Source organism: Microbacterium caowuchunii (genome assembly GCF_008727755.1).
In the GTDB taxonomy this organism is placed as follows: Bacteria; Actinomycetota; Actinomycetes; order Actinomycetales; family Microbacteriaceae; genus Microbacterium; species Microbacterium caowuchunii.
Genome location: NZ_CP044231.1, coordinates 3,030,194 through 3,051,665, shown reverse-complemented (window position 1 = coordinate 3,051,665; position 21,472 = coordinate 3,030,194). Strand labels below are relative to the sequence as shown.

The 21,472-nt window shown below is 71.0% G+C and carries 18 protein-coding genes; 8 read left to right on the top strand and 10 right to left on the bottom strand.

The features are described from left to right. The first annotated feature begins 1 nt into the window (after position 1). Positions 2–1,201 (top strand): MFS transporter, encoded by a 1,200-nt coding sequence (locus F6J84_RS14375; RefSeq protein WP_150974453.1) that lies wholly within the window; start codon positions 2–4, stop codon positions 1,199–1,201. Between the two features lie 4 nt (positions 1,202–1,205). Here F6J84_RS14375 and F6J84_RS14370 read toward each other — a convergent pair whose 3' ends face one another. Further along, positions 1,206–1,742: a MarR family winged helix-turn-helix transcriptional regulator gene (locus tag F6J84_RS14370; RefSeq protein ID WP_191905694.1), complete on the bottom strand. Its 537-nt coding sequence runs from the start codon at positions 1,740–1,742 to the stop codon at positions 1,206–1,208. Positions 1,743–1,937: 195 nt separating this feature from the next. Between F6J84_RS14370 and F6J84_RS14365 the strand changes: the two genes are divergently transcribed. The 3 genes from F6J84_RS14365 (at position 1,938) to F6J84_RS14355 (ending at position 6,907) form a co-directional block, all read left to right on the top strand. Then, positions 1,938–2,825: a PaaX family transcriptional regulator gene (locus tag F6J84_RS14365; protein ID WP_191905693.1), complete on the top strand. Its 888-nt coding sequence runs from the start codon at positions 1,938–1,940 to the stop codon at positions 2,823–2,825. Between the two features lie 97 nt (positions 2,826–2,922). Beyond that, a complete protein-coding gene (locus F6J84_RS14360; RefSeq protein WP_150974450.1) occupies positions 2,923–5,733 on the top strand; it encodes a DUF6351 family protein in 2,811 nt (936 codons plus the stop codon). A gap of 61 nt (positions 5,734–5,794) precedes the next feature. Continuing rightward, positions 5,795–6,907, top strand: a complete 1,113-nt coding sequence (locus F6J84_RS14355; RefSeq protein ID WP_150974449.1) for a 5-methyltetrahydropteroyltriglutamate--homocysteine S-methyltransferase — start codon at positions 5,795–5,797, stop codon at positions 6,905–6,907. 45 nt (positions 6,908–6,952) lie between these two features. Here F6J84_RS14355 and F6J84_RS14350 read toward each other — a convergent pair whose 3' ends face one another. From F6J84_RS14350 to F6J84_RS14325, 6 genes are all read right to left on the bottom strand, one after another. Further along, a complete protein-coding gene (locus F6J84_RS14350; protein WP_150974448.1) occupies positions 6,953–7,399 on the bottom strand; it encodes a MarR family winged helix-turn-helix transcriptional regulator in 447 nt (148 codons plus the stop codon). Then, the gene (locus F6J84_RS14345; RefSeq protein WP_150974447.1) at positions 7,396–9,306 is read right to left on the bottom strand and encodes an FAD-dependent monooxygenase; all 1,911 of its coding nucleotides are present in this window, start codon (positions 9,304–9,306) and stop codon (positions 7,396–7,398) included. The genes F6J84_RS14350 and F6J84_RS14345 overlap by 4 nt, the downstream gene beginning before the upstream one ends. Positions 9,307–9,496: 190 nt before the next feature. Continuing rightward, positions 9,497–10,492, bottom strand: a complete 996-nt coding sequence (locus tag F6J84_RS14340) for a VOC family protein (RefSeq protein ID WP_150892937.1) — start codon at positions 10,490–10,492, stop codon at positions 9,497–9,499. A 36-nt stretch (positions 10,493–10,528) separates the two neighbouring features. Further along, a complete protein-coding gene (locus F6J84_RS14335) occupies positions 10,529–11,605 on the bottom strand; it encodes a 4-oxalomesaconate tautomerase (protein ID WP_238702529.1) in 1,077 nt (358 codons plus the stop codon). Then, positions 11,592–12,302, bottom strand: a complete 711-nt coding sequence (locus F6J84_RS14330; protein ID WP_150974446.1) for a 4-carboxy-4-hydroxy-2-oxoadipate aldolase/oxaloacetate decarboxylase — start codon at positions 12,300–12,302, stop codon at positions 11,592–11,594. Before F6J84_RS14330 ends, F6J84_RS14335 begins: the two co-directional genes overlap by 14 nt. Beyond that, positions 12,299–13,054, bottom strand: a complete 756-nt coding sequence (locus F6J84_RS14325) for a PIG-L deacetylase family protein (RefSeq protein WP_150892935.1) — start codon at positions 13,052–13,054, stop codon at positions 12,299–12,301. Before F6J84_RS14325 ends, F6J84_RS14330 begins: the two co-directional genes overlap by 4 nt. A 232-nt stretch (positions 13,055–13,286) precedes the next feature. On the opposite strand from F6J84_RS14325, the gene ligM reads away from it, so the two are divergent. Further along, positions 13,287–14,690 carry a vanillate/3-O-methylgallate O-demethylase gene (gene ligM, locus F6J84_RS14320; RefSeq protein ID WP_150974445.1) on the top strand — a complete coding sequence of 468 codons (1,404 nt, stop codon included), beginning with the start codon at positions 13,287–13,289 and terminating at the stop codon, positions 14,688–14,690. Between the two features lie 86 nt (positions 14,691–14,776). Here ligM and F6J84_RS14315 read toward each other — a convergent pair whose 3' ends face one another. Then, complete coding sequence (locus F6J84_RS14315) at positions 14,777–15,706, bottom strand: LysR family transcriptional regulator (protein ID WP_150974444.1); 930 nt, start codon at positions 15,704–15,706, stop codon at positions 14,777–14,779. Between the two features lie 255 nt (positions 15,707–15,961). Here F6J84_RS14315 and F6J84_RS14310 point away from each other — a divergent pair, with 255 nt between their 5' ends. Next, the gene (locus tag F6J84_RS14310; RefSeq protein WP_150974443.1) at positions 15,962–17,320 is read left to right on the top strand and encodes an aminomethyltransferase family protein; all 1,359 of its coding nucleotides are present in this window, start codon (positions 15,962–15,964) and stop codon (positions 17,318–17,320) included. 34 nt (positions 17,321–17,354) lie between these two features. Here F6J84_RS14310 and F6J84_RS14305 read toward each other — a convergent pair whose 3' ends face one another. Next, positions 17,355–17,810 (bottom strand): MarR family winged helix-turn-helix transcriptional regulator, encoded by a 456-nt coding sequence (locus F6J84_RS14305; RefSeq protein ID WP_202980457.1) that lies wholly within the window; start codon positions 17,808–17,810, stop codon positions 17,355–17,357. Between the two features lie 159 nt (positions 17,811–17,969). Here F6J84_RS14305 and F6J84_RS14300 point away from each other — a divergent pair, with 159 nt between their 5' ends. Together F6J84_RS14300 and F6J84_RS14295 are read left to right on the top strand one after the other, a co-directional pair. Beyond that, positions 17,970–18,899, top strand: a complete 930-nt coding sequence (locus F6J84_RS14300; RefSeq protein ID WP_238702528.1) for an SDR family NAD(P)-dependent oxidoreductase — start codon at positions 17,970–17,972, stop codon at positions 18,897–18,899. 26 nt (positions 18,900–18,925) lie between these two features. After that, positions 18,926–20,569 (top strand): AMP-binding protein, encoded by a 1,644-nt coding sequence (locus tag F6J84_RS14295; RefSeq protein WP_150974442.1) that lies wholly within the window; start codon positions 18,926–18,928, stop codon positions 20,567–20,569. 22 nt (positions 20,570–20,591) lie between these two features. On the opposite strand, the gene F6J84_RS14290 is transcribed toward F6J84_RS14295, so the two are convergent. Beyond that, complete coding sequence (locus tag F6J84_RS14290) at positions 20,592–21,452, bottom strand: IclR family transcriptional regulator (protein WP_150974441.1); 861 nt, start codon at positions 21,450–21,452, stop codon at positions 20,592–20,594. Positions 21,453–21,472 lie beyond the last annotated feature (20 nt).

Here is a 21,472-nt window from a genome sequence, read left to right as displayed (position 1 = left end):
GGTGCGCGGCTTCGAGGCGTTGCAGCCGTTCCGCAACCCCCGGTTCTCCCTCTACTTCGGTGGACAGGTCGTCTCCAACACCGGGACGTGGTTCCAGAACCTCGCGCTGTCGCTCGTCATCCTGGAGCTGACCGGCAGCGCGCAGGCGCTGAGCGCGGTCACGGTGGCGCAGTTCGCGCCGCTGCTGATCCTCGGGATCCCCGCGGGGCGGCTGGCCGACCGCATCCGGCCGCGGACCATCCTGCTGGTCACCTCGGCGGCCTCGGCGCTGGTGGGACTCGCGCTCGCCGTCGCGGTGGTGGCCACTCCGGTGGACCTCGTGCTGATGTACGCGCTGGTGTTCCTCCTGGGTTGCATCAACACGTTCGACCGGGTGGCCGCGCAGGCGATCATCTTCGAGATCGCCGGACCCGAGACGCTGACCCGGTCCGTCTCGATCTCGACCATCGCGCTGGCCGCGGCGCGGTCGGTCGGCCCCGGTCTGGCCGGCATCGCGTTCTCCGCACTGGGGGCGGGGTGGTGCATGGTGATGAACGCGGGTTCCTACGCGCTCGTGTTCGTCGCCATCGCCCTCATCCGCCCGTCCCGCCTCCATCCTCGCCCCCGCGTCGACCGGACGACGGGGACGGCGCCGGTCGCGCTCCTGCGCAACCGCGCGTTCGTGACGATCCTGGTGGTCAACAGCGCGATCGCGATGCTCGCCCTGAACCTCATGCTGGTCATCACCTCGACCGTCTCGCTGAGCTTCCGCGGGGACGCCACGATGGTCGGCGCGGCGCACGCCCTGAACGCGCTCGGCGCGATCGTCGGCGGGATGCTGGCCGCGACGCCCGCCTCGGTGCCGGTACGGGCGCTGCGGTACGGGTGCGCCGGTCTCGGTCTGGCGCTGCTCGCGAACGCCGCGGCGCCGAACCTCACCGTGTTCCTCGTGCTGGCGCCGGTGCTCGGACTCGGGGTGGGCTTCTACCAGGGCGTCCTGCAGGCGTCCGCGCAGGCGAGCGTCGCCCCCGGCCAGCTCGGCCGGGCGATGTCCTTCGTGACGCTGGGCAGTTACGGGGTGGCGCCCCTGGGCGCGATCCTCATGGGCGGGGTCATCGATGCCTCATCCGGCCAGGTGGCGCTCCTGGTCGGCGGTGTGACCGGACTCGCGTGCGCGGCCTTCGTGTGGTGGCGTACCGGGGGCCGGTCCGCGTCCGGGTGAGGGGTCAGGACTTCCGCTTGGCGCGGGTGCGTTCCGGTCGCCGCCGACGCGACACGGCCTCGGCTTCCGCGTCCTTGTCGCCGAAGTAGCCGCCGGCGAGCAGCGCCGCCGCGCGATCGAGCACCTCGTTGAGCGAGTCGCCGAGCTCCGCGCCCAGCTCGGCGGACAGCCGTTCCTCGCGTTCGCGGAGCTCCTCCGTGCACGCCTCGAGCTCGGTCCAGCCCTTCTCGCTGAGCTTCACCAGTCGCACGCGCCGATTGGTCGGGTGCTCGACCTTCTCGATCAGCCCGGCCTCGAGGAGCTCCTCGGAGACCACGTGCGCGGCCTGCGAGCTCACGAAGGTGCGGCGGGCGACCTGGGCGTTGGACAGCGGCATCCCCTCGCCGAGCACCTGCAGGATCAGCAGCTGCGGCTGGGTGATGCCGCGGGCGAGCGCCGAGTTCTCCGCCGCGCGGTTCAGGGCGCGCGACAGGCGATACGCGGTGTAATTGAGGCGCTTCGTTGCGGGGGTTCCCCGGGGATCTCGACGGACATCGTCCACACCTTCACTGTAGTTCGGCCATCCCATGTCGCGCCCGGAATTGCCGCCCGGCGAGACCCGATGCGCCGGTCGGGTCCACCCGGCAGGCGACCGGAAACTCGAGCGAAGGCATCCCGAACACCGAGCCGGACCGGCCGCCGACCGCCTCGCGCGGGGCGTGTCCCCCGCGGAGAACGGAGATGTGAGGATGGGGCCGTGTCAGAAGCGCTCTCCCTCGGCCGATCCGGGCGACGCGAGTCCCCCGTGCTGCAGGTGCTCACGCTGTTCGGGGACTACTGGTGGGGCGTGACGGAACCCCTGCCCACCGGGGCGATCCTGGCGGCCATGGCGGACCTCGGGGTCAAGCAGCCCGCTGCCCGCGCCACGCTCGTGAGGATGGCGCAGGCGGGGATCCTCGAGGTCTCCCGCTCGGGGCGTCGCACGAGTCACCGGCTGGCCCACCGCGGCGTCGACATGGTGCAGGAGCAGGCGGGGTGGCTGCGCACGTTCGGCAGGATCGAACCGGAGTGGGACGGATGCTGGAGCGTGCTCATGTTCTCGATCCCCGAGGCCGAGCGCGCGCTGCGCCACCGGGCCCGTGCGCTCCTGCGCTGGTCCGGCTACGCACCGCTCTACGACGGGGTCTGGATCTCGCCGACCGGCACCGTCGAGGACACGACTGCGCACCTGCGGGACGCGGGACTGCTCGACGTCACGTCGCTCCGGGCTCCGCTCGCCATGACGGTGCCCGACGGCCCGTTGCGGGCGTGGGATTTCACGGCCGTGCGCGAGGAGTACGCGCGTTTCCTCACCCGCATCCCCGCCCGCGAGGGCCGCGCTCTCGGCGAGGGCGCGGCCCTCGCGGCGCGCACCTCTCTCATGCTCCGCTGGCAGGCGTTCCGTCACATCGACCCCGGCCACCCGGCCGAACTGCTGCCCGCCGACTGGCCGCGCAGCTCCGCGCGGCAGGAGTTCGTCCGCACGTACGACGCCCTGGGCGCAAGAGCGGAGGAACGGATGCGGGACCACGTGCGTGCCGTGGACGAAGCGCTCGACGCGTTCGTCACCCCGCAGCGACTCGGTGAGCGCAGCGCGACCCACTAGTCGAGGTTTCATTGACGAGCGTCATTCGTCTTTCTACTATCGGTCGCACGGGGCAACGGCGCCCCGACGACGACGATGTCGATAGCGGAGGATGCACATGACACACCGACCGTTCGCACGCCTATGGACCTGCACGGCCGCCGTGGCCGGCCTGATCGTCTCGCTCGCACTTCCGTCGGCCGCGGCGGCCGTGGCCGACGAGCCCGGCCTGGACGTCTCCGTGGTCTCCAGCCGGCCCGACAGCGTGACGGGCGGGGATGCGCTCGTCCGCGTCGCGGGTGCCGGCGCGGACGTGCGGGTGACCGCTGCGGGAATCGATGTGACCGACGTCTTCGTGCCGCACGGGGACGGGCTGATCGGGTTGGTCGATGGGCTTCCGCTCGGCGTCAGTGATCTCGCGGTCGAATCCGGCGGCGAACGTGCGGTCGTCGAGGTGGAGAACCACCCGATCACCGGCCCGGTGTTCTCGGGCCCCCAGCATCCGATGTACTGCACCGCATCGGCGTCCCCGTGGAACCTCGGCGAGGTGGATGAGGACTGCCACGTCGTCGCCGCCACCGTGAGTCACCAGTACCGCAACACGGCGGGCCGGTTCGTGGAGTATCCCGCCGACGGGACCGTCCCGGCCGACCTCACCACCACCACCGTCGACGGTCGCACAGTCCCGTACGTCGTCCGGGTGGAGCGGGGGACGATCAACCGCGCGGTGTACGAGACGGCCGTGCTGCACCAGCCCGGTGACCCGGAGCCCGCGCCGGATGCCGCGCCGACCGGCTGGAACGGAAAACTCGCCTACACGTTCGGGGGGGCCTGCGGAGTCGGCTACTGGCAGGGCACCAGCACGGGCGGGGTCCTCACCGACGTGCTGCTGGCACGAGGCTATGCCGTGGCCTCCGCCACGTTCAACGTCTACGCGCAGAACTGCAACGACGTCACCAGCGCCGAGACCGCGATGATGGTCAAGGAGCACGTCATCGAACAGCTCGGACCGGTCACCTACACGATCGGATGGGGCGGTTCGGCGGGCACGATGCAGCAACTGCTGCTCGCGAACAACTACCCCGGCATCCTCGACGGCGTCATGGGCGACATCGGGTACCCGGATGAGCGCACCACGACGGTGACCGGACACGACTGCAGCAATCTGCTGGGCTATTGGGCATCCGCCGAGGGCGCTGGCTGGACTGACGAGCAGAAGCTCGCCGTGACCGGTCAGGCCGTCATGCAGACCTGCGTCGGATTCAGCTGGTTCACCGGAGTGGACACGGATCCGGCCGGATGCAACGCGCTCGTCCCGGTGGAGGCGCGCTGGTCCCCGGAGAACCCCGACGGTCTGCGTTGCACCATCTCGGACATGGTGAAGAACGTCTACGGCGTCGACGAGGAGGGGCGGGCACTCCGCCCCATCCCGGACAGCGTGGGTCTGCAGTACGGTCTGTCGGCACTCCGGGCCGGCGTCATCTCGGTCGATCAGTTCCTGAGCCTGAACGCGAACGCCGGCGGCTTCGACATCGACGGTGCACGCACCACGGCCCGCTCCGCGGCCAGCGTCGAGGCCATCACGCGGGCGTTCGAGACCGGTCGGGTGAACACGATGACGGGAGGGCTCGCCTTCACGCCGGTCATCGAGATCCGCCCCTACGCGGACCTCTCCGGTGACTTCCACGACCGGTACCGTTCCGCCATCATCCGGGAGCGCATGCTGGCCGCGCACGGTGATGCCGACACGCACGTGAGCTGGACGAGCGGGTCGAGCCCGGCCAGCTCCGGGCCCATGCGCGCGCAGGCGCTGACGCAGCTCGAGCAGTGGCTCGACAACATCATCGCGCTGGGTGGGCCGGCTTCGCGCGAGCGCACCGTCGAGGCACGTCCGGCAGGCCTGACCGATGGCTGCTTCGACGCGTCGGGGACGTTCATCTCCGAGCCGCTGGATTATGCCGACCCGGCCAAGACATGCAACCAGCTCTACCCGTACCACTCCGACCCGCGGTTCGAAGCGGGCGAGCCGTTGACGCGTGACGTGCTCAAGTGCGAGCTCATCGCCCCCGTCCGCGGCGACTACCCGGAGATGACGGACGAGCAGTGGCAGGCGCTGCAGGAGGTCTTCGGGGCCGGTGTGTGCGATTGGAGCAAGCCCAGCCAGGGCCGGGCCGAACTGATCGGCACCTGGCTGGACTTCGGCACGACGGAGAGGGCGGAGCTGGGTGAGCCGCGGCTGCGCGGGGACGCGTGGATCGGCCGCGAACTGGCCGTCGAGGTGACGGCCGATCCTGCCGCCACTCTCACGTACCAGTGGCTGGCCGACGGCTCCCCCATCGCCGGAGCCGAGGCCGCGACGTTCGCCGTGACCGAGCAGGAACGGGGAGCGACGCTCACCGTACGCGTCGGGGCGAGCCTGCCCGATCGGGTCGCGGTGACCCGCGTCTCGGCGCCCAGCGCGGTGGTGACCGACGTGCCCGTCGAGCCGACACCGACTCCCACCCCGGACGTCCCCACGCCGGAGCCCACGGAACCGGATGCGGGTGCCTGGGCGAGCGTCGATGTCGGTGACGGCCGGGTCGTGCAGGGCGGCACGCTGCTCGTCCGAGTCAGCGGGCTCGCACCCGGGCAGCAGATCGCCGCCCGGGTGCAGAGCGATCCGATCGTGGTGCGGGACGTGCCTGCGGCGGGCGCGGACGGACGGGTCGAGTTCCGGGTGGCGATCCCGGCATCGTTCCCCGTCGGCGCCCACGCGGTCGTGATCAGCACGGCAGGGGAGTCCGACATCCGAACGCCGATCACCGTGGTCCGCGCGGGCGCGCTGGGGATGACGGGCGCCGAGGCGCCATGGGGGATCGCGCTCCTCGCGGCCGGGCTCCTGTGCCTGGGCGGTATGACCTACGCGCTCCGCGGGCGCCGGACAGTGTGAAGTGTTACGCCGGGTGGACCGTGATTCATCGGTCCACCCGGCGGCCGCGTACCATCGCGGCATGACCGCCACACCGCCCTTCCGTGCCGACATCGTCGGCAGCTTCCTCCGTCCCGCCGCCCTCGCCGACGCCCGCCGCCGCCACGCCCAGGGCACGATGTCCGACGACGAGCTGCGCGGGGTCGAGGACGCGGCGATCACGGAGCTCGTCGAGCGTCAGGCCGAGAACGGCCTCGAGGTGGCGACGGATGGGGAGTTCCGCAGGTCCTGGTGGCACTTCGACTTCTTCGGGTTGCTCGACGGTGTCGACATCGTGGAACTCGATCACGGGATCCAGTTCCAGGGCGTGCAGACCAAGCCCCGCGGCATCGAGATCTCAGGTCCCATCCGGTTCCCCGCGCAGCATCCTTTCCTCGATCACTTCCGCGCGCTCCGGGATGCGGCCGCGCGCACCGGCGCGACGCCGAAGTTCACGATCCCCGCCCCCACCGTGCTGGACTTCCGGCTGGAGCCCGGCCACATCGACCCGGCGTCCTACGACGGGCGGGAGGCGATCACCGACGACCTCGTGGCGACGTACCGTGATGCGCTGGCGGCGTTCTACGACGCGGGCGCACGGTATCTCCAGTTCGACGACACGGCCTGGGCGTACCTGTGCTCGGAGACCGAATTGGCGAAGGCCCGGGAGCGCGGCATCGACACCGATGGCATCGCGGACCGCTACGCCGCCCTCCTCAACCGGATCCTGGACGGCAAGCCCGACGATCTCACCGTGACCACCCACGTCTGTCGCGGGAACTTCCGCTCCACCTGGATCTCGTCCGGCGGCTACGAGCCCGTCGCCGAGGCGCTGTTGGCGAACACCGCGTACGACGGGTACTTCCTCGAGTACGACTCCGACCGGGCGGGCGGCTTCGAGCCCCTCCGCTTCCTGCCCGAGGGCGACAAGCGCGTCGTGCTCGGGCTCGTCACCACCAAGACGGGCGCGCTGGAGGATGCCGACGAGGTCCGCCGTCGGATCGACGAGGCGGCCCGCTTCGCCCCGCTCGGGCAGCTCGCGCTGAGCCCCCAGTGCGGCTTCGCCTCCACGGAGGAGGGCAACGTCCTCACCGAGGACGAGCAGTGGGCGAAGATCCGGTCGGTCGTCGGGATCGCCCGCTCGGTCTGGGGCTGATCCGCGGACCCCGGGGGCGCCCGCTCGGTGGCGGCCCCGGGTGGCTCAGGAGACCGGCTGGTCCCGCAGGATGCGGCCGAGCGCCTGGCGCAGCTGATCCCGCTCGACCGCGGTCAGCATCCCGGTGAGCGTGGCATCCATCTCGTCCACGAGGGGACGCAGCCGGTGGCGCTCCTCGAGACCGAGCGGGGTGAGCGTGACGGTGTTGCGCCGCGCATCGTCCACAGCCCGGCGACGCTCGATCAGACCCTTCCGCTCCATGCGTGCGACGAGGGTCGCGATCGTCGAGCGGTCCAGGTCGATCTCGTCGCACAGCACCCGCTGACTCGCCTCGCCGAGCCGCTCGAGCGTGACGAGGATCGAGTACTGCACGCTCGTGATCTCGGTGGACACGAGACGGGTCCACGCCGCCACGTGCGCCTGCTGCGCGCGCCGGATGAGGTAGCCGGTGTGCCGCTGGGGCTCCGGCTCCTCCATCTCGGCCGGGGTCATCGCCGCGCGGTCGCGCGCTGCTCGACCAGGAAGCCGGCGAAGAAACCGGTGAGCTCGGCGCGGGCCGTGAGCGGGAGCACGTGGGCGACGTACTGATCCGGCCGGACGACGACGACGGCACCGGATGCGGCGATGCCGCGCGCGGCGAAGATGTCGTCCCGCGGGTCGGCGGCCCAGGCCTTCTCCCAGTCCTGAAGGCCCAGCGGACCCGTCCGTGGGATCAGCATCTCCGGCAGCGCGGTCACGTCGATGTCGTGGTGGCTGCCGCGGAAGATCCCGTGCACGTCGATGACGCCGTCCACGTCAGCGCCCTCGGGCCGGAAGCGGACGACCGGCGAATCCTCGGACGTGCCGATCCACTCCGCGAACTCGCGCAGGCCACCACCGTCCGTGCCGTCGAAGGCGTAGATGCGCCACCGTCCGTCGGCGCGGTGGGCGTGACCGAGGTGCACGGGCTTGCCGTCCGCGACTCGCATCACCGGAGCGGAGTGGAAGCGGGTGCCGATCTCGAAGCCCTCGGCGAGGTCCTGGTGCGTGCCGGCGCCGGTGAGGAGCGACGGGAGGTAGCGGGTCGCGAGTCCGGCGGTGTACCGCCCCTGCCGCGCGAACTCCGCCTGCATGGCCTCCGCGGTCACGCCGCCGAGTTCCGGATGCGCCGGATCCAGGGTGGGCTGGGCGACGAAGGCCGACCAGAACTTGTCGAACTCGATGAGGTCCTTCGCGACCGTCTGACGCTCGGCGGTGTAGGTGTGCAGCAGGCTCGCCGCCGAGCGCCCCTCCAGCACCGCGGCCAGCTTCCAGCCGAGGTTGAACGCATCCTGCATGGAGACGTTCATGCCCTGACCCGCCTTGGCGGAGTGGGTGTGGCAGGCATCGCCGGCGATGAACACGTGCGGCAGACGCGCGGGGACGTCCTCGGCGGGCACGTCGTCGAACCGGTCGGCGAGACGCTGGCCGACCTCGTACACCGACGACCAGGCCACGGACTTCACGTCGATCGAGTACGGGTGCAGGATGGCGTTCGTGACCGCCGTGAGCTGCTCGACGGTGGTCTTGCGGATCTCGCTGTCGCCCGCCTCGACGACGCCGAGGTCCACGTAGCAGCGCACCATGTTGCCGCCCTCGCGGGGGATCATGATGAGACTGCCCTTTCCTGCGGACTGGATGACGTTCTTGGTGCGCCAGTCCGGGAAGTCCGTGGTGGCGAGCACGTCCATGACGCCCCAGGCGTGGTTGGCGGCGTCGCCGCGCAGCTCCCGGCCGATGGCGCGGCGGACGTTGCTGCGCGCGCCGTCGCATCCGACGACGTACTTGGCGCGCACGGTGAACTCCTCGCCGTCGCGCGGCCCCTCGGTGCGGCGCAGGGTCACCTCGACCGGGTACTCGCCGTCGCCCACGGTGAGGGTGACCAGCTCGATGCCGTAGTCCGGAGTCAGTCGGCTCGCCGAGCGGGCGGCGTGGTCGAGCAGGTACTGCTGCATCCGGGCCTGGTTCACGATCACGTGGGGGAACTCGCTGAGTCCCTCCGGGGTGTCCTGCACCCATCCGGTGCGCGCGATCTTCGAGCGGTCCGCTTCGGAGGGGCTCCAGAAGCGCACCTCGTTGACCCAGTAGGCCTCGCGCAGGAGTGCGTCGGCGAGGCCGAACGATTCGAACATCTCGACCGTGCGACAGGCGACGCCATCCGCCTGCCCGACCTGGAGCGGGCCGCCGCGGCGTTCCACGATCCGTGTCGTGATGCCGGGGAACGCCGCCAGCTGCGCGGCCAGGACGGTGCCCGCGGGGCCGGTGCCGACGATGAGCACGTCGATCTCCGCGGGGAGGTCGGCGCTGCGGGTCAGCGCCTCCGGCGCCGCCGGCTGCACGTCGGGATCGCCCGGTCGGTATCCGTCACGGTAGAACTGCATGCTGATCCCCTTCGATCGTCGGTCCGACGTGCTGCGGCACCGCAACCATATGCTCAGTACACCAACTATTGCAAGCCGCCCGCCCCGGAAAGACCGCGAGACTGCAGGCACACCACGAGACTGCGCGGATCACGCGCAGTCTCGTGGTGTGCCTGCAGTCTCGCGGGAAGGGACGTGCGGGCGGAGCGGGTCAGTGGTTGCCGGCCAGGGCCTGACGGTCGATCTCCTCCTGGTTCTCCACGTACGGGGTGCCGTGCGTGTGGAAGGTGGCCACCGTCTTCATCCCCCAGGCCTGGCCCTTCGCCCGCTCGGCCTGCGTCCACTCCACGACCGGCCAGTCGGGGTCGAGGATGAGTCGGCCCTGCGCGGTGGCGAACTCGATGCGGTTCCCGCCCGGCTCCCAGACGTACAGGAAGAACGTCTGGTTGATGGCGTGCTTGTACGGGCCGTACTCGATGTAGATGCCGTTCTCCAGGCAGATGTCGGCAGCCTTGAGGATGTCCTCGCGCGAGTCCGGGGCGAAGGCGAAGTGGTGGAAACGCCCGCGCTCCTTCGTCCAGTCGTCGGAGTACACGACGTCGTAGGACTTCTGGTGGAACCGGAACCACCAGGCCGCATAGCCGCCCTCGTCCAGGCGCACCCGCTCCGACTCGCGCACCATCATGGTGTCGCGCCAGAACTCACCGGCCTTCGTGACATCGCTGGCCAGGTAGTTGATGTGGTCGAGGCGGCGGACGTTGATGCCGCGTCCGGGGTACGCCGACGCCTGGTTCTTCAGCGCGGGGCGGTCCTCGTCGTCGGCGACGTAGAGCTCGGTGTCGAAGTAGAGGGCCATGAGGTGCCCGTCCGGGTCCTCGAACTCGTAGGAGCGTCCGACGCCCACCTCCGGCTCGCGCCAGCCGTGGCCGAGGCCCGTCTTCTCGATCGCGGCGACACGGCGCTGCAGCGCCTCCTCGCTGGTCGTGCGGAAGAGCGTGCGTCCGACGCCGTTCGTGTCGGAGGCGGTGAGCTTGAGGGAGTACTGCTGGTACTCGTCCCAGCAGCGCAGGTACGCCGAGTCGCCGATGCGGGCGACCTCGCGCATCGCGAGGAGATCGCGGAAGAAGTGCAGGCTCTCCTCGAACTTGGGGGTGAACAGTTCGATCGCGCCGACGTGGGCGAGATCGAAATTCTCGGAATGGGCCATGGGGTGTCCTCTCTGACGTGGGAAAGAATCCGCCCGCTACCGCCGGGGCCGGGGGAAGACCCGGCCGTCGAAGATCTTGCGGGCGGTGCGGATGGAGGTGGATGCGGCGCGCCAGGTGCCGTCGGCATCCCGGGTCACGCCGACGGTGGCGGAGAAGGTTCCGCTCGGGTGCTCGATGTCGGTGACGTCCGGGTCGGCGAGGACCGCGAGATCGGAGCCGACCGCATCCGGGATGCGGATGCCGGCGGCCACGGAAGCGGCCATGAGCACCCCGATGGAGGTGTGCACGCGGGCCGGGATGAAGGCGCGCGTCGAGATCGCGCCGGCGCGACGCGGGGGCGAGAGCAGGAACATCTTCGGGACCGTCTGGGCGGCGACGTCGCCGAGACCCATGAGCCGCCCCGCCTCGAGCCGCACGCGTTCGAGAGCCTCGTGCAGGTCGGCGCGCTCCTCGAGCTCGGCGGGGGACTCGTCGCCGGAGACCCCGAACTCGTCCGCCCGGAGCAATGCCACCGGCATCCCGTTGTCGATCAGGGTGACGCGGTGTCCGTCGATGTCGTCCGCCGGCCGGCCGGTCGGGAGGAGGGGCTTGTCCCCGCCGGTGAGTTCCAGGGTGATCCGGCCCGCGGTGCCGGGCACCCCGTCGATCGCGGTGTCCCCGTCGTAGTCGGGAAGGCCGCCGGGGGTGGCGAACGTCGCCGTGGCGACGTCGCCGGTGTTGAGCAGGCGGATGCGGACCGTGCTCTCGTCGCCGGATGCCGCCACGAGACCGCGCTCGATCGCGAAGGGGCCGATGCCGGCCAGGAGGTTGCCGCAGGTCTGCGCATCGGCGACCACCGGCTCCTCGACGGCGACCTGCAGGAAGAGGTAGTCCACGTCGATGCCGGGCTCGGTGGAGCGGGAGACGATCGCGACCTTGGAGGTCAGCGGGTGCGCGCCGCCCAGACCGTCGATCTGGCTGGGGTCGGGGCTGCCCATGATCCGGAGCAGCAGGTCGTCGCGCTCGGCGGGGTCCCCGGGCATGTCTTCGGCGAGGAAGTACGCGCCTTTGGAGGTCCCGCCGCGCATCAGCATGCAGGGGATGCCGGTGCGCGCCGTGTCAGCGGCCGCCACCGTCGTACTCCGCTTGGGTGACGTACTCCACGCCGAGGTCCGCGAGGAGAGGCCGCAGCCCCTTGCGGTCCAGGCTCAGCTCCCGGCCGCTGCCGTAGGCGTCGCGGTCGGCCGCCTCCTTCGCCACGCGTGCCTCGGCGGCGGCGACGACCGCCTCCGCCTGCAGCCGCGGCACCACGACGATCCCGTCGTCGTCCGCGATGACCACGTCGCCGGGATTCACGACCGCTCCGTCGACCACGATCGGCACGTTGACCGAGCCGGGCGTCGCCTTCACCGTCCCCTGCGAGTGCACCGCGCGGGACCACACCGGGAAGTCCATCTCGCGCAGGTCCGCGATGTCGCGCACGCCGCCGGTCGTGATCATGCCGCGGACGCCGCGGGCCTTCAGCGCGGTCGCGAAGAGGTCGCCGAAGGCGCCGTCGGTGGAGGGGGAGGTCGTGGCGATGACCAGGACGTCCCCGTCGCGGCACTGCTCGACCGCCGCATGGATCATGAGGTTGTCCCCGGGGGCCTGCAGGATCGTCACCGCCGTGCCGGCGATCCGCACGCCATCCTGGATGGGGCGGATGTCGGGGCCCACGAGCCCCGTCCGTCCCATGGCCTCGTGCACCGTCGCGACGCCGTGCTCGGCGAGGGCGTCGGCGGCTGCCGCATCCGCTCGCGCGATGTCGGTGACGATGACGGGCTGGTTCATCCGAGCACCCCGGTGACCTCCGGGAAGTAGCGCATGTACGCCTCGCCCATCGTCTCGTGCGCCAGTCCCAGGTTCGGGCCGGCGTTCCGCTTGACCTGCACGCCGCGGCGCACCGCGAGGTCGGTGTAGTACGACCACATGTGCTTCTGCGCGGGCAGGCACTCCATCGCGGCGCGCTTGGCCGGGAAGGCGTCGGTGATGTCGAGCAGCACGTTCGGCTTGAAGTCGCACTGCTCGGGCTGGTGCGGTTCGAAGAAGAACACCGGCGGGGCGCCGATGATCTCGTCCTTGGTCGGGACGGAACCGTCGGAGTTCGCGACGCCGATCGCCTGGGCGAGGACCCGCGCCTCGAGGGCCATGCGCGCTGCGGCCGGGTGGTCGCCGTTGTAGGGGTCGGCGAGCGGGTGGGTGAGCACGACCGTCGGCTGCACGCGGCGGTAGACGTCGACGAGCGCCGTCACGGCCTCCGGCGATTCGCGCAGCGGGTAATCGCCCAGATCGAGGAACTCGATCTCGGCGCCGAGGGCTGCCGCGGCGGCTTCGGCCTCGGCGCGGCGGATGTCCTTGATCTCGTCGAGCGACTTGCCCTGCAGCCACTGGCTGGCGGACTCGCCGCGCTCACCGTAGCTGAGGCAGACGACCGTGGCTCGCTCTCCGCGCGCAGTCGCGGCGGCGATCGCGCCACCGGCGCGCCAGACGAAGTCTCCGGCGTGGGCGCTGACCACCAGCAGCGCGGGGGTGACCTCTGACATGTGCACTCCTGTCCGGGATCGGCGCTCGTCGGGACCTCGCCGCCGATCCGAGCATGGGCGCCGACGAGGGCGCCGTTGCCGATTGTTTCCACTCAGCGAACCACAGCGCTGGTGAAATGGTCAAGATTTTGTTTACAATCATGTTGACGAAATTCACTATGGACAGAGGTAAATGGTCTTCCGTACGATCGCGGCTAGGCCTATTCGGACAAGGAAGTCGAGAGTGACACCCATGGCACGTAACCTGCAGGAGCTGCTGGACGAGAAGGGGAACATCGTTGAGATGCTCCGTGACTCCCAGCTCGGAACCTACATCTACCCCGTCGTTCCGGCGGAGTTCACCAACTGGCGGCGCGAGCAGAAGGCGTGGCGCGAGACCGCCGTGCTGTATGACCAGACCCACCACATGGTCAACTTCTTCGTCTCCGGGCCCGACGCGCTGAAGCTGCTCAGTGACACCGGAATCAACTCGTTCGCCAACTTCCCGGTGAACACGGCGAAGCAGTTCGTCCCGACCGCATCCAACGGCGGCGTGATCGGTGACGGCATCCTCTTCCACGAGACGGAAGGGCACTACGTCTACGTCGGTCGCGCGCCCGGCGCGAACTGGCTGCAGTTCCACGCCGAGACCGGCGGCTACAACGTCGAGTTCCGCTACGACGACCGTTCGCCCTCGCGCCCCTACGGCGCGGCGGTGCACCGCGAGTACTACCGCTTCCAGATCCAGGGCCCGAACGCCTGGAACATCATCGAGAAGCTCAACGGCGGGACGCTCGAGAAGGTCAAGTTCTTCCACATGGGCGAGATGACCATCGCCGGCGAGCGGGTGCACACCCTCCGTCACGGCATGGCCGGCGCCCCGGGACTGGAGATCTGGGGCCCGTACGAGCAGCACGGCAAGATCCGCGACGCCGTGCTCGAGGCCGGTCGCGAGTTCGGTATCGAGCCCTGCGGCTCGCGTGCGTACTCGTCGAACACGCTGGAGTCGGGCTGGATCCCGTCACCGCTGCCCGCGATCTACACGAGCGAGGCCGAGCGCGCCTACCGCGAGTGGCTGCCCGCCAACAGCTACGAGGCGATCAACGCCCTCGCCGGTTCGTTCGTCTCGGACAACATCGAGGACTACTACCTCAACCCGTGGGAGCTCGGGTACGGCTCGTTCGTCAAGTTCGACCACGACTTCATCGGCCGCGACGCGCTCGAGAAGGTCGACCCGGAGGCCCAGCGCAAGAAGGTCACGCTGGCCTGGAACGACGAGGACCTCGCGAAGATCCTCACCTCGGTCATCGACCGCGAGGGCGTGGGCTACCAGTTCTTCGACCTGCCCAACGCGAACTACGGGTCGTCGAACTACGACGCCGTGATCGACGCGGACGGCAACAACGTGGGCCTGTCGCTGTTCACGGGTGTGACGGCCAACGAGAAGCGCGGCCTCTCGCTCGCCACGGTCGACCGCGACGTGCCGATCGGCGCGGAGGTGCGCGTGGTCTGGGGCGAGCCGAACGGCGGATCGAAGAAGACGACCGTCGAACCGCACGACCAGATCGCCGTGCGCGCTGTCGTCAGCCCCGTCCCGTACGCGGAGACGGCTCGGCAGGAGTACCAGGGCGGCTGGCGGACCAGCGGAGCGCTCTGATCCGCTGACCCGCAGGGCCGAGGCCGCTCCCGCTCACCCGAGCGGGAGCGGCCTCGCGTCTGCGGTGACGGTCCTGCGGCTCGGACTCAGGGCCCGGTGGCGTCGCCGTGGATCACCTGGAACCTGCCTGAGGAGCCGCGGATGGCGTGCGCCACCGTGCCGAAGAGCCAGTCCAGTGCGGCCGTGTGCTGGGTCGTGGATCGGCGGTAGAGGCTCACGTCGATCGCCGGCATCTCGAACGGAAGCGGCCGGACCACGAGCGGCCAGGTGCGCGCCCAGCCCTCGGCGATCGTGTCCGGCATGGTGGCGATGAGGTCCCGGCTCCCCGCCAGCAGCGGGGGGAGGGCGGCGAAGTGGTTCGCGGCGACCCGCGGTTCGATCGTCACCCCCGCGTTCCGCAGCGCCTGGCCGACGGCCGGCGCGCCCGAGTCGCTCGCGACGACGACGTGGGCGGCGGACGCGTATGCCGCCAGCTCCAGCGGCCCGTCGGCCAGGGGGTGCCGCGCCGACATCACGACCCCGTAGCCCTGCGTCTTCAGCACGACCTTCTCGAAGCGGCCCGGCACCGGAGACGGCGTGACGGCGAGGTCCACCGTGCCGCGGGCGAGCCACTCCGGCAGGGCGAGCACATCCATGGGCGCGACCTCGATCCGCATGGCCGGGGCGTGGGCGCGTACAGCGCGGACGATCGCGGGGAGCCAGCCGATCTCGCCCAGCTCGCTCAGGGCGATCCGGAAGGTGCGCTCGGAGTCCGCCGGATCGAAGCGGTGCACCCCGTCGAGGGTGCGGTCGACGGCCGCGACCGCCTCGCGGAACCCCGGGTAGACGCTCTCGGCCAGCGGCGTCGGTTCCATGACCCGCCCCACCCGCCGGAACAGCGGGTCGTCGAGTTCCCGCCGCAGTCGCCCGAGCGCCTGGCTGACCGCGGGCTGGGTCACGTACAGACGTGCGGCCGCGGCGGTGAGGCTCCGCGTCTCGGCGACCGCGACGAAGACCCGGATGAGGTTCAGATCCATGCCGGCTCCCGCCCCCCGGTCGCGGTGCGGGTGGCGCGGGCGGCACAACTCCTGCACCGGAGGCCCCTGGTCGGCCGGTCCCGGCCCGGCACCCGCGGATTGCCGGAGTTGTGCAGCGCCGGCGACGGAGACCGTCGCGGGCGGGTAAGGCGTCGTTGCCGATCCATAAGCAGTAATTATGCACAACGGCCCCGCGAATGAGCCGGGCTTCCTAACATGGCACTCGACCCGACCGACCGAACGAAGGAGTTCGCCATGACCGAATCCGCTGCAGCCGCCATCGCCCGGGCGGGAAGCGCCGTCGAACTGCTGCGCAACGCGCAGGCGCGGCCGACGATCTTCCCGGTCACGCCGGAGTTCAGTAACTGGCGTTCGGAGCAGCGGTCCTGGCGCGAGAGCGTCGCCCTGCTCGACCAGTCCCACCACATGACCGATCTCTTCATCTCCGGCCCGGACGCCCTGCGCCTGCTGGCGGACACGGGCGTCAACAGCTTCGCGTCGTTCCCGGTCGACGCGGCCAAGCAGTTCGTGGCCGTCAACGACGAGGGCTATCTCATCGGCGACGCCATCCTGTTCCACCTCGAGGAGCAGGTCTACGACCTGGTCGGCTGGTACATGGTGCTGGACTGGGTGCAGTTCATCGGCGAGACCGGCGACTACGACGTCACCTTCGAGCGGGACGCCAACTCCCTCATGCGGGCGGCGGGCGAGGACCCGCGGTTCTACCGCTACGAGCTGCAGGGGCCCCACGCCCTCGCGCTCATGGAGAAGCTGACCGGCGCCCCCGTCCCGCCGACGAGGTTCTTCGGCATGGCGACCTTCGAGATCGCCGGCACCACCGTCCGCTCCCTGCGTCACGGGATGGCGGGCCAGCCGGGGTTCGAGCTGTTCGGGCCGTGGTCCGACGGTGCCCGCGTCCGGGACGCGATCATCGCGGCCGGCGAGGAGTTCGGGCTCGTGCTGGTGGGGTCGAAGGCCTACTCCTCTGCGAACCTGGAGTCCGCGTGGGTGCCCTCGCCGCTTCCGGCGATCTTCACCGGTGCCCGCTCCGGCGACTACCTGGAGTGGCTGCCCGCCGCCCGGCTCGGCTCGCTCGCCGGCAGTTTCGTCTCGGACGACATCGAGGACTTCTACCTCACTCCGTACGACCTGGGGTACGGGCGCAGCGTCGCGTTCGACCACGAGTTCATCGGCCGTGCGGCCCTCGAGCAGCACGCCGCGGGTGACCGGCGCCGCAAGGTGACGCTGATCTGGGACCCCGAGGACGTGGCCGCGGCGCAGCGATCGCTGTACGAGGAGGGGACGCCGGCGAAGTTCATCGATCTGCCCAAGGCCCGGTACGGGCTCTACCAGGTGGATCGGGTCACCGTGGACGGCGTGGATGTGGGAATCTCCCACGACTGCGGCTACATCACCAACGAGCAGGTCTTCGCCTCACTCGCGAGCATCGAGGAGGCATATGCCGAGCCGGGCATGCGGGTGGTCGTGACGTGGGGCGAGCATCCCGTCTCCCGTAAGCCCGCCGTCGAACCGCACCGTCAGGTGGAGATCCGGGCGACGGTCGCCCCCGCGCCGTACTCGCGGTTCGCCCGGGAGAACTACCGGAAGAGCTGAGGCGACGGCCGGGTGGAGGGCGAGCGGGATCCGCTCACTGCCCGGCCGGCGGCGCGCGGTGACCGCGCTCGTCGAGCGACACCCGTGCGCGACGCAGCAGATCCGCGAAGGTGGCGCGCTCGTCCGCGTCGAAGTCGGCCAGCATGAGTTCCTCGACTCCGGCGACCTGCGGATCGAGGATCTCGATCGCCGCCGCACCAGCCTCGGTCAGGAAGAGCAGCATCCGCCGGCCGTGCTCGGGGTCGGGTTCCCGGCGCACCAGTCCCGCCTCCAGCAGCGGGTCGATCGTGGCGGCCATGGTCTGCGCCCGCACGAAGGAGCGGCGGGCGAGTTCGGAGCTGGTGATGCCGGGCCGTCGCTCGAGCACGGTGAGGGCCGTGTACTGGGCACCGGTCATGCCCGCCTCTGCGCAGGCGGCGAGGAAGCGCGGCCGCAACGCCAGCTCGAGCTGCTTGACGACGTACACGATGGTGCTGCGCTGCGGTTCCACGGTGGCCTCCTCGCGGCGCTCACGTTAGCGCACAGGGCGCGGGTCCGGCAGGACACGCCGCTGACCGTTGACGGCTCCGGCGGACCGGGCATAGATTTCAGGTGACCTGTAACTGCGAGCATCGCTGCTCGCGCACGCGAAGACGCGGAAGGACACCACATGTCAGAGGGCTCACCCATGGACACGAGCGACATCCGGCTCGACGGCCGCGTCGCGATCGTCACCGGATCCGGCCGCAGCCTCGGCCGTGCGTACGCGATCGCGATGGCCGCGGCGGGGGCGGCTGTCGTCGTGAACGACGTCGACGCCGAGAGCGCCGCCCGGACCGTGGCGGACATCACGGATGCGGGCGGGCAGGCGACGGCCGTCGTCGCGGCGGTGGGCTCCTCCGAGACCGCGGACCTCCTCGTCGAGACGGCGATCTCCACCTACGGCCGGCTCGACGTGCTCGTCGCGAACGCGGGCGTCCTCCGGGACCGCGTGCTGTGGAAGATGTCGGACGACGACTTCGACGCCGTGATCACGACGCACCTGCGCGGTTCGTTCACGTGCGGCCGTGCCGCGGCCGTCGCGATGAAGGCTCAGGAACAGGGCGGCCGGATCGTGCTCATCGGCTCTCCGGCCGGGCAGTTCGGGAGCTTCGGGCAGACGAACTACGCCGCAGCGAAGGCGGGGCTCGTGGCCATGGCGCGCACGTGGTCGCTGGAGCTCGCCCGGGCGGGTATCACCGCCAACGCGGTCATCCCGACGGCGCTGAGCCCGATGACGGCCACCATCCCCGCCTACACGCAGGTGTACGAGGACTACGTGGCGGGCAAGGGCATCCCCGAGGAGTACCGCCGCGATCACGCGCTGGGTACCCCCGAGGACGTCGCGTCCCTCATCGTCTGGCTCGCCTCCGACCGCTCCGGCGACGTGACGGGGCAGGCGATCGGCATCGGTGGCGACCGCCTCACCCTCTACTCGCACCCGGACGTGCTGGCCACGGCCGACCACCCCGGGGGGTGGAGTGCGGCGGAGATCGACTCGGCGTGGCGGGAGCAGTTCGCCGCGCTGGCGCAGCCGTCCGGGCCGCGCTCGTCCCGCTGACCCGTCCCTCGAACGAAGGAGTTCGGATGAGAGGCCACTACAGCGACATCTGGCAGGCCGTCGCACGGGCGTTCCCGGAGCGCCCCGCCGTCGTCACGCCCGGGGGCGTCCTCACCTACGGGCGGATGCACGAGGAGGCCGGGGCTCTCGCGCGTCACCTGGACGAGCGCGGGATCCGCGCCGGTGACGCGGTGGCGATCCTCCTGTACAACCGCGCCGAGTACGTGGTCACGCTGTTCGCCTGCCTCGCGACCGGCGTGGTCCCGGTGCCGCTGAACTACCGCTACCGGGCTGCGGAGGTGCGCGCGCTCCTGGAGGACTCGGGGGCGCGCACGCTCCTGTACGCCGCGTCGCTGACGGAGACCGTCCGGGAGGCGACCGAGGGGTGGGCGCAGGCCCCGGGACTCATCGTGATCGACGACGCGGAACAAGCCGTCGAACCGATCGCCGGCGGCGTGACCTGGGAGCAGGCCATCGCCGTGGCCGGGGAGCTGCCCGCCGCGCCGCCGCCGGATGGCGAATTGTGGATCTACACCGGCGGGACCACCGGGCGGCCCAAGGCGGTCGTCTGGGGCGCGGACGAGATCCTGTCCGTCCAGCTCTACTCGATCTACGGGACCGTGGGGATGGCTCTGCCCGAGACGATGGACGACGTGCTGGCCGTCGCATCCGATCCCGGCACGCCCCGCGTGACCTCGCTGCCCCTGGCGCCCTTCATGCACGGCACGGCGCTGTTCACGTCGATGAACACGCTGGCCCTGGGCGGGACCGTGTGCGTCCTCGACTCGCCGCGGTTCGATGCGGACGCCACGGTGCGCTTCGCCGTCGAGACCGGGGCGACCCGCATCGTGGTCGCCGGGGACGCCATCGCGCTCCCGCTCGTCGAGGCCGTGGAGCGGGCGGGCCTGGAGCGCTTCGGGCAGGTCGACTCGGTGATCAGCTCCGGGATGCGGTTCAGCCCGCAGGTCAAGCGCCGTCTGCACGAGCGCGGCCCGCTGACGATCACCGATCTGCTGGCCTCGACGGAGGGCGGACCGTATGCCGTGAACGTCACGACATCCGCCGAAGACGTCCCCGGGCGGCTCCGGCTGCTGCCCGGTGCCGTCGTGCTCGACGAGGAGCTGCGGGAGGTGCAGGACGTCGCCGGGGCGAAGGGGCTGCTGGGGTTCCGCGGCACGCTTCCGCGGGGGTACTACGGCGACGAGGAGAAGACCCGGGCCACGTTCCCGGTCATCGACGGTGTGCGTCACGTGATGGCGGGAGACTGGGCCGTCACGAAGGGCGACGGCACGGTGGAGCTGCTGGGCCGGGGGAGCGCCGTGGTCAACACCGGGGGCGAGAAGGTCTACCCGGTGGAGATCGAGGAGGCGCTGATGGAGTTCCCGCCCATCCTCGACGCGGTGGTGATCGGGATGCCGGACCCGCGCTACGGCGAGGTCGTGACGGCCGTGGTCGTGACGCAGGGCGGTGCGGACGTCGACGCCGAGGCGTTGCGCGCGCACCTGGACGCCCGGCTCGCCGGGTACAAGAAACCGCGCCACCTGTTCGTCCGGGAGACGCTCGGACGCAGCCCGCACGGCAAGATCGATCTGCCCGGGCTGAAGGCGGAGCTCGCGGCCGAGCTGGAACAGGCGGGGGCACCCACCGACGCACCCCGGGCCCACCGGTAGCCCGGCGGCGTCCAGGAGCGGGTCACCGCCCCTGCGCGGCGAGGGCCGCGATGTACTCCCAGGACCGTGCCGAGACGCCGGCGTCCGGGCGGGGGCCGTGCAGGGCGACGTCCTCGTCGCCGCTGGCCGCGTAGGTGGCGCGAAGCGCCCGGGTCACCCCGGCGGCCGCGACCCGAAGGGTCTCCAGCACGGCGGACTCCGCCGACCCGTCGTTCGGGATGACGGCCCCCATCGCCGCGTACACGCTCCCGTCGGGACCGTGCACGGGTACCGCCAGCCCGCGCGACTCCAGGTGGATGTGCCCGGCGGCGATGGCGTATCCGTCGACACGGATGCGCCGGAGCACCGCACGCAGCTGCGTGGCGGTCGTGAGCGTCCGCGAGGTGTACGCGCGCAGGCCGCCGGCGGTCAGGGCGTCCACCACGTCCTCGGGGGCGTAGGCGAGCAGGACCAGTCCGTTCGAGGATGCGTGCAGCGGGATCCTGCCCCCGATCAGGGTCGCGTTCACGACGGCGTCCGGTGCGGAGATCCGCTCGACGAACAGCACGTCCGTGCCCGCCCGCACGCCGAGCTGCACGTGCTGCCCGATGCGCGCGTGCGCGGCGGCGACCCAGGGGCGCGCGACCTCGCGGAGGCCGAGCGCCCCCGGAGTCCGGGAGGCGTACTCCCAGAGCCGGACGCCGAGCCGGTAGGTCCGGTCCGGCAGCCGCTCCAGCAGGCCCTCCGCGGTCAGCTCGCCGACGATGCGGTGGGCCGTCGAGGGGGGCATGCCGGCAGCGTCCGCGATCTCGCCGAGCGTCAGGAACGGGCGTAATGCGTCGAAGGCATCGAGCACCCGCAAGTGCCGATGCAGCGCCGACTGACCGGCCGATCCACGCGCCATCGCGTCCTCCTCCCAGGACC

Bases quoted from the DNA above. Each gene is read 5' to 3' on its own strand.
- F6J84_RS14315 (WP_150974444.1), bottom strand. From the start codon at position 15,706: ATGGATCTGAACCTCATCCGGGTCTTCGTCGCGGTCGCCGAGACGCGG.
- F6J84_RS14290 (WP_150974441.1), bottom strand. From the start codon at position 21,452: ATGGCGCGTGGATCGGCCGGTCAGTCGGCGCTGCATCGGCACTTGCGG.
- F6J84_RS14340 (WP_150892937.1), bottom strand. From the start codon at position 10,492: ATGGCCCATTCCGAGAATTTCGATCTCGCCCACGTCGGCGCGATCGAA.
- F6J84_RS14330 (WP_150974446.1), bottom strand. From the start codon at position 12,302: ATGAACCAGCCCGTCATCGTCACCGACATCGCGCGAGCGGATGCGGCA.
- F6J84_RS14310 (WP_150974443.1), top strand. From the start codon at position 15,962: ATGACCGAATCCGCTGCAGCCGCCATCGCCCGGGCGGGAAGCGCCGTC.
- F6J84_RS14300 (WP_238702528.1), top strand. From the start codon at position 17,970: ATGTCAGAGGGCTCACCCATGGACACGAGCGACATCCGGCTCGACGGC.
- ligM (WP_150974445.1), top strand. From the start codon at position 13,287: ATGGCACGTAACCTGCAGGAGCTGCTGGACGAGAAGGGGAACATCGTT.
- F6J84_RS14360 (WP_150974450.1), top strand. From the start codon at position 2,923: ATGACACACCGACCGTTCGCACGCCTATGGACCTGCACGGCCGCCGTG.
- F6J84_RS14350 (WP_150974448.1), bottom strand. From the start codon at position 7,399: ATGACCCCGGCCGAGATGGAGGAGCCGGAGCCCCAGCGGCACACCGGC.
- F6J84_RS14325 (WP_150892935.1), bottom strand. From the start codon at position 13,054: ATGTCAGAGGTCACCCCCGCGCTGCTGGTGGTCAGCGCCCACGCCGGA.
- F6J84_RS14355 (WP_150974449.1), top strand. From the start codon at position 5,795: ATGACCGCCACACCGCCCTTCCGTGCCGACATCGTCGGCAGCTTCCTC.
- F6J84_RS14345 (WP_150974447.1), bottom strand. From the start codon at position 9,306: ATGCAGTTCTACCGTGACGGATACCGACCGGGCGATCCCGACGTGCAG.
- F6J84_RS14295 (WP_150974442.1), top strand. From the start codon at position 18,926: ATGAGAGGCCACTACAGCGACATCTGGCAGGCCGTCGCACGGGCGTTC.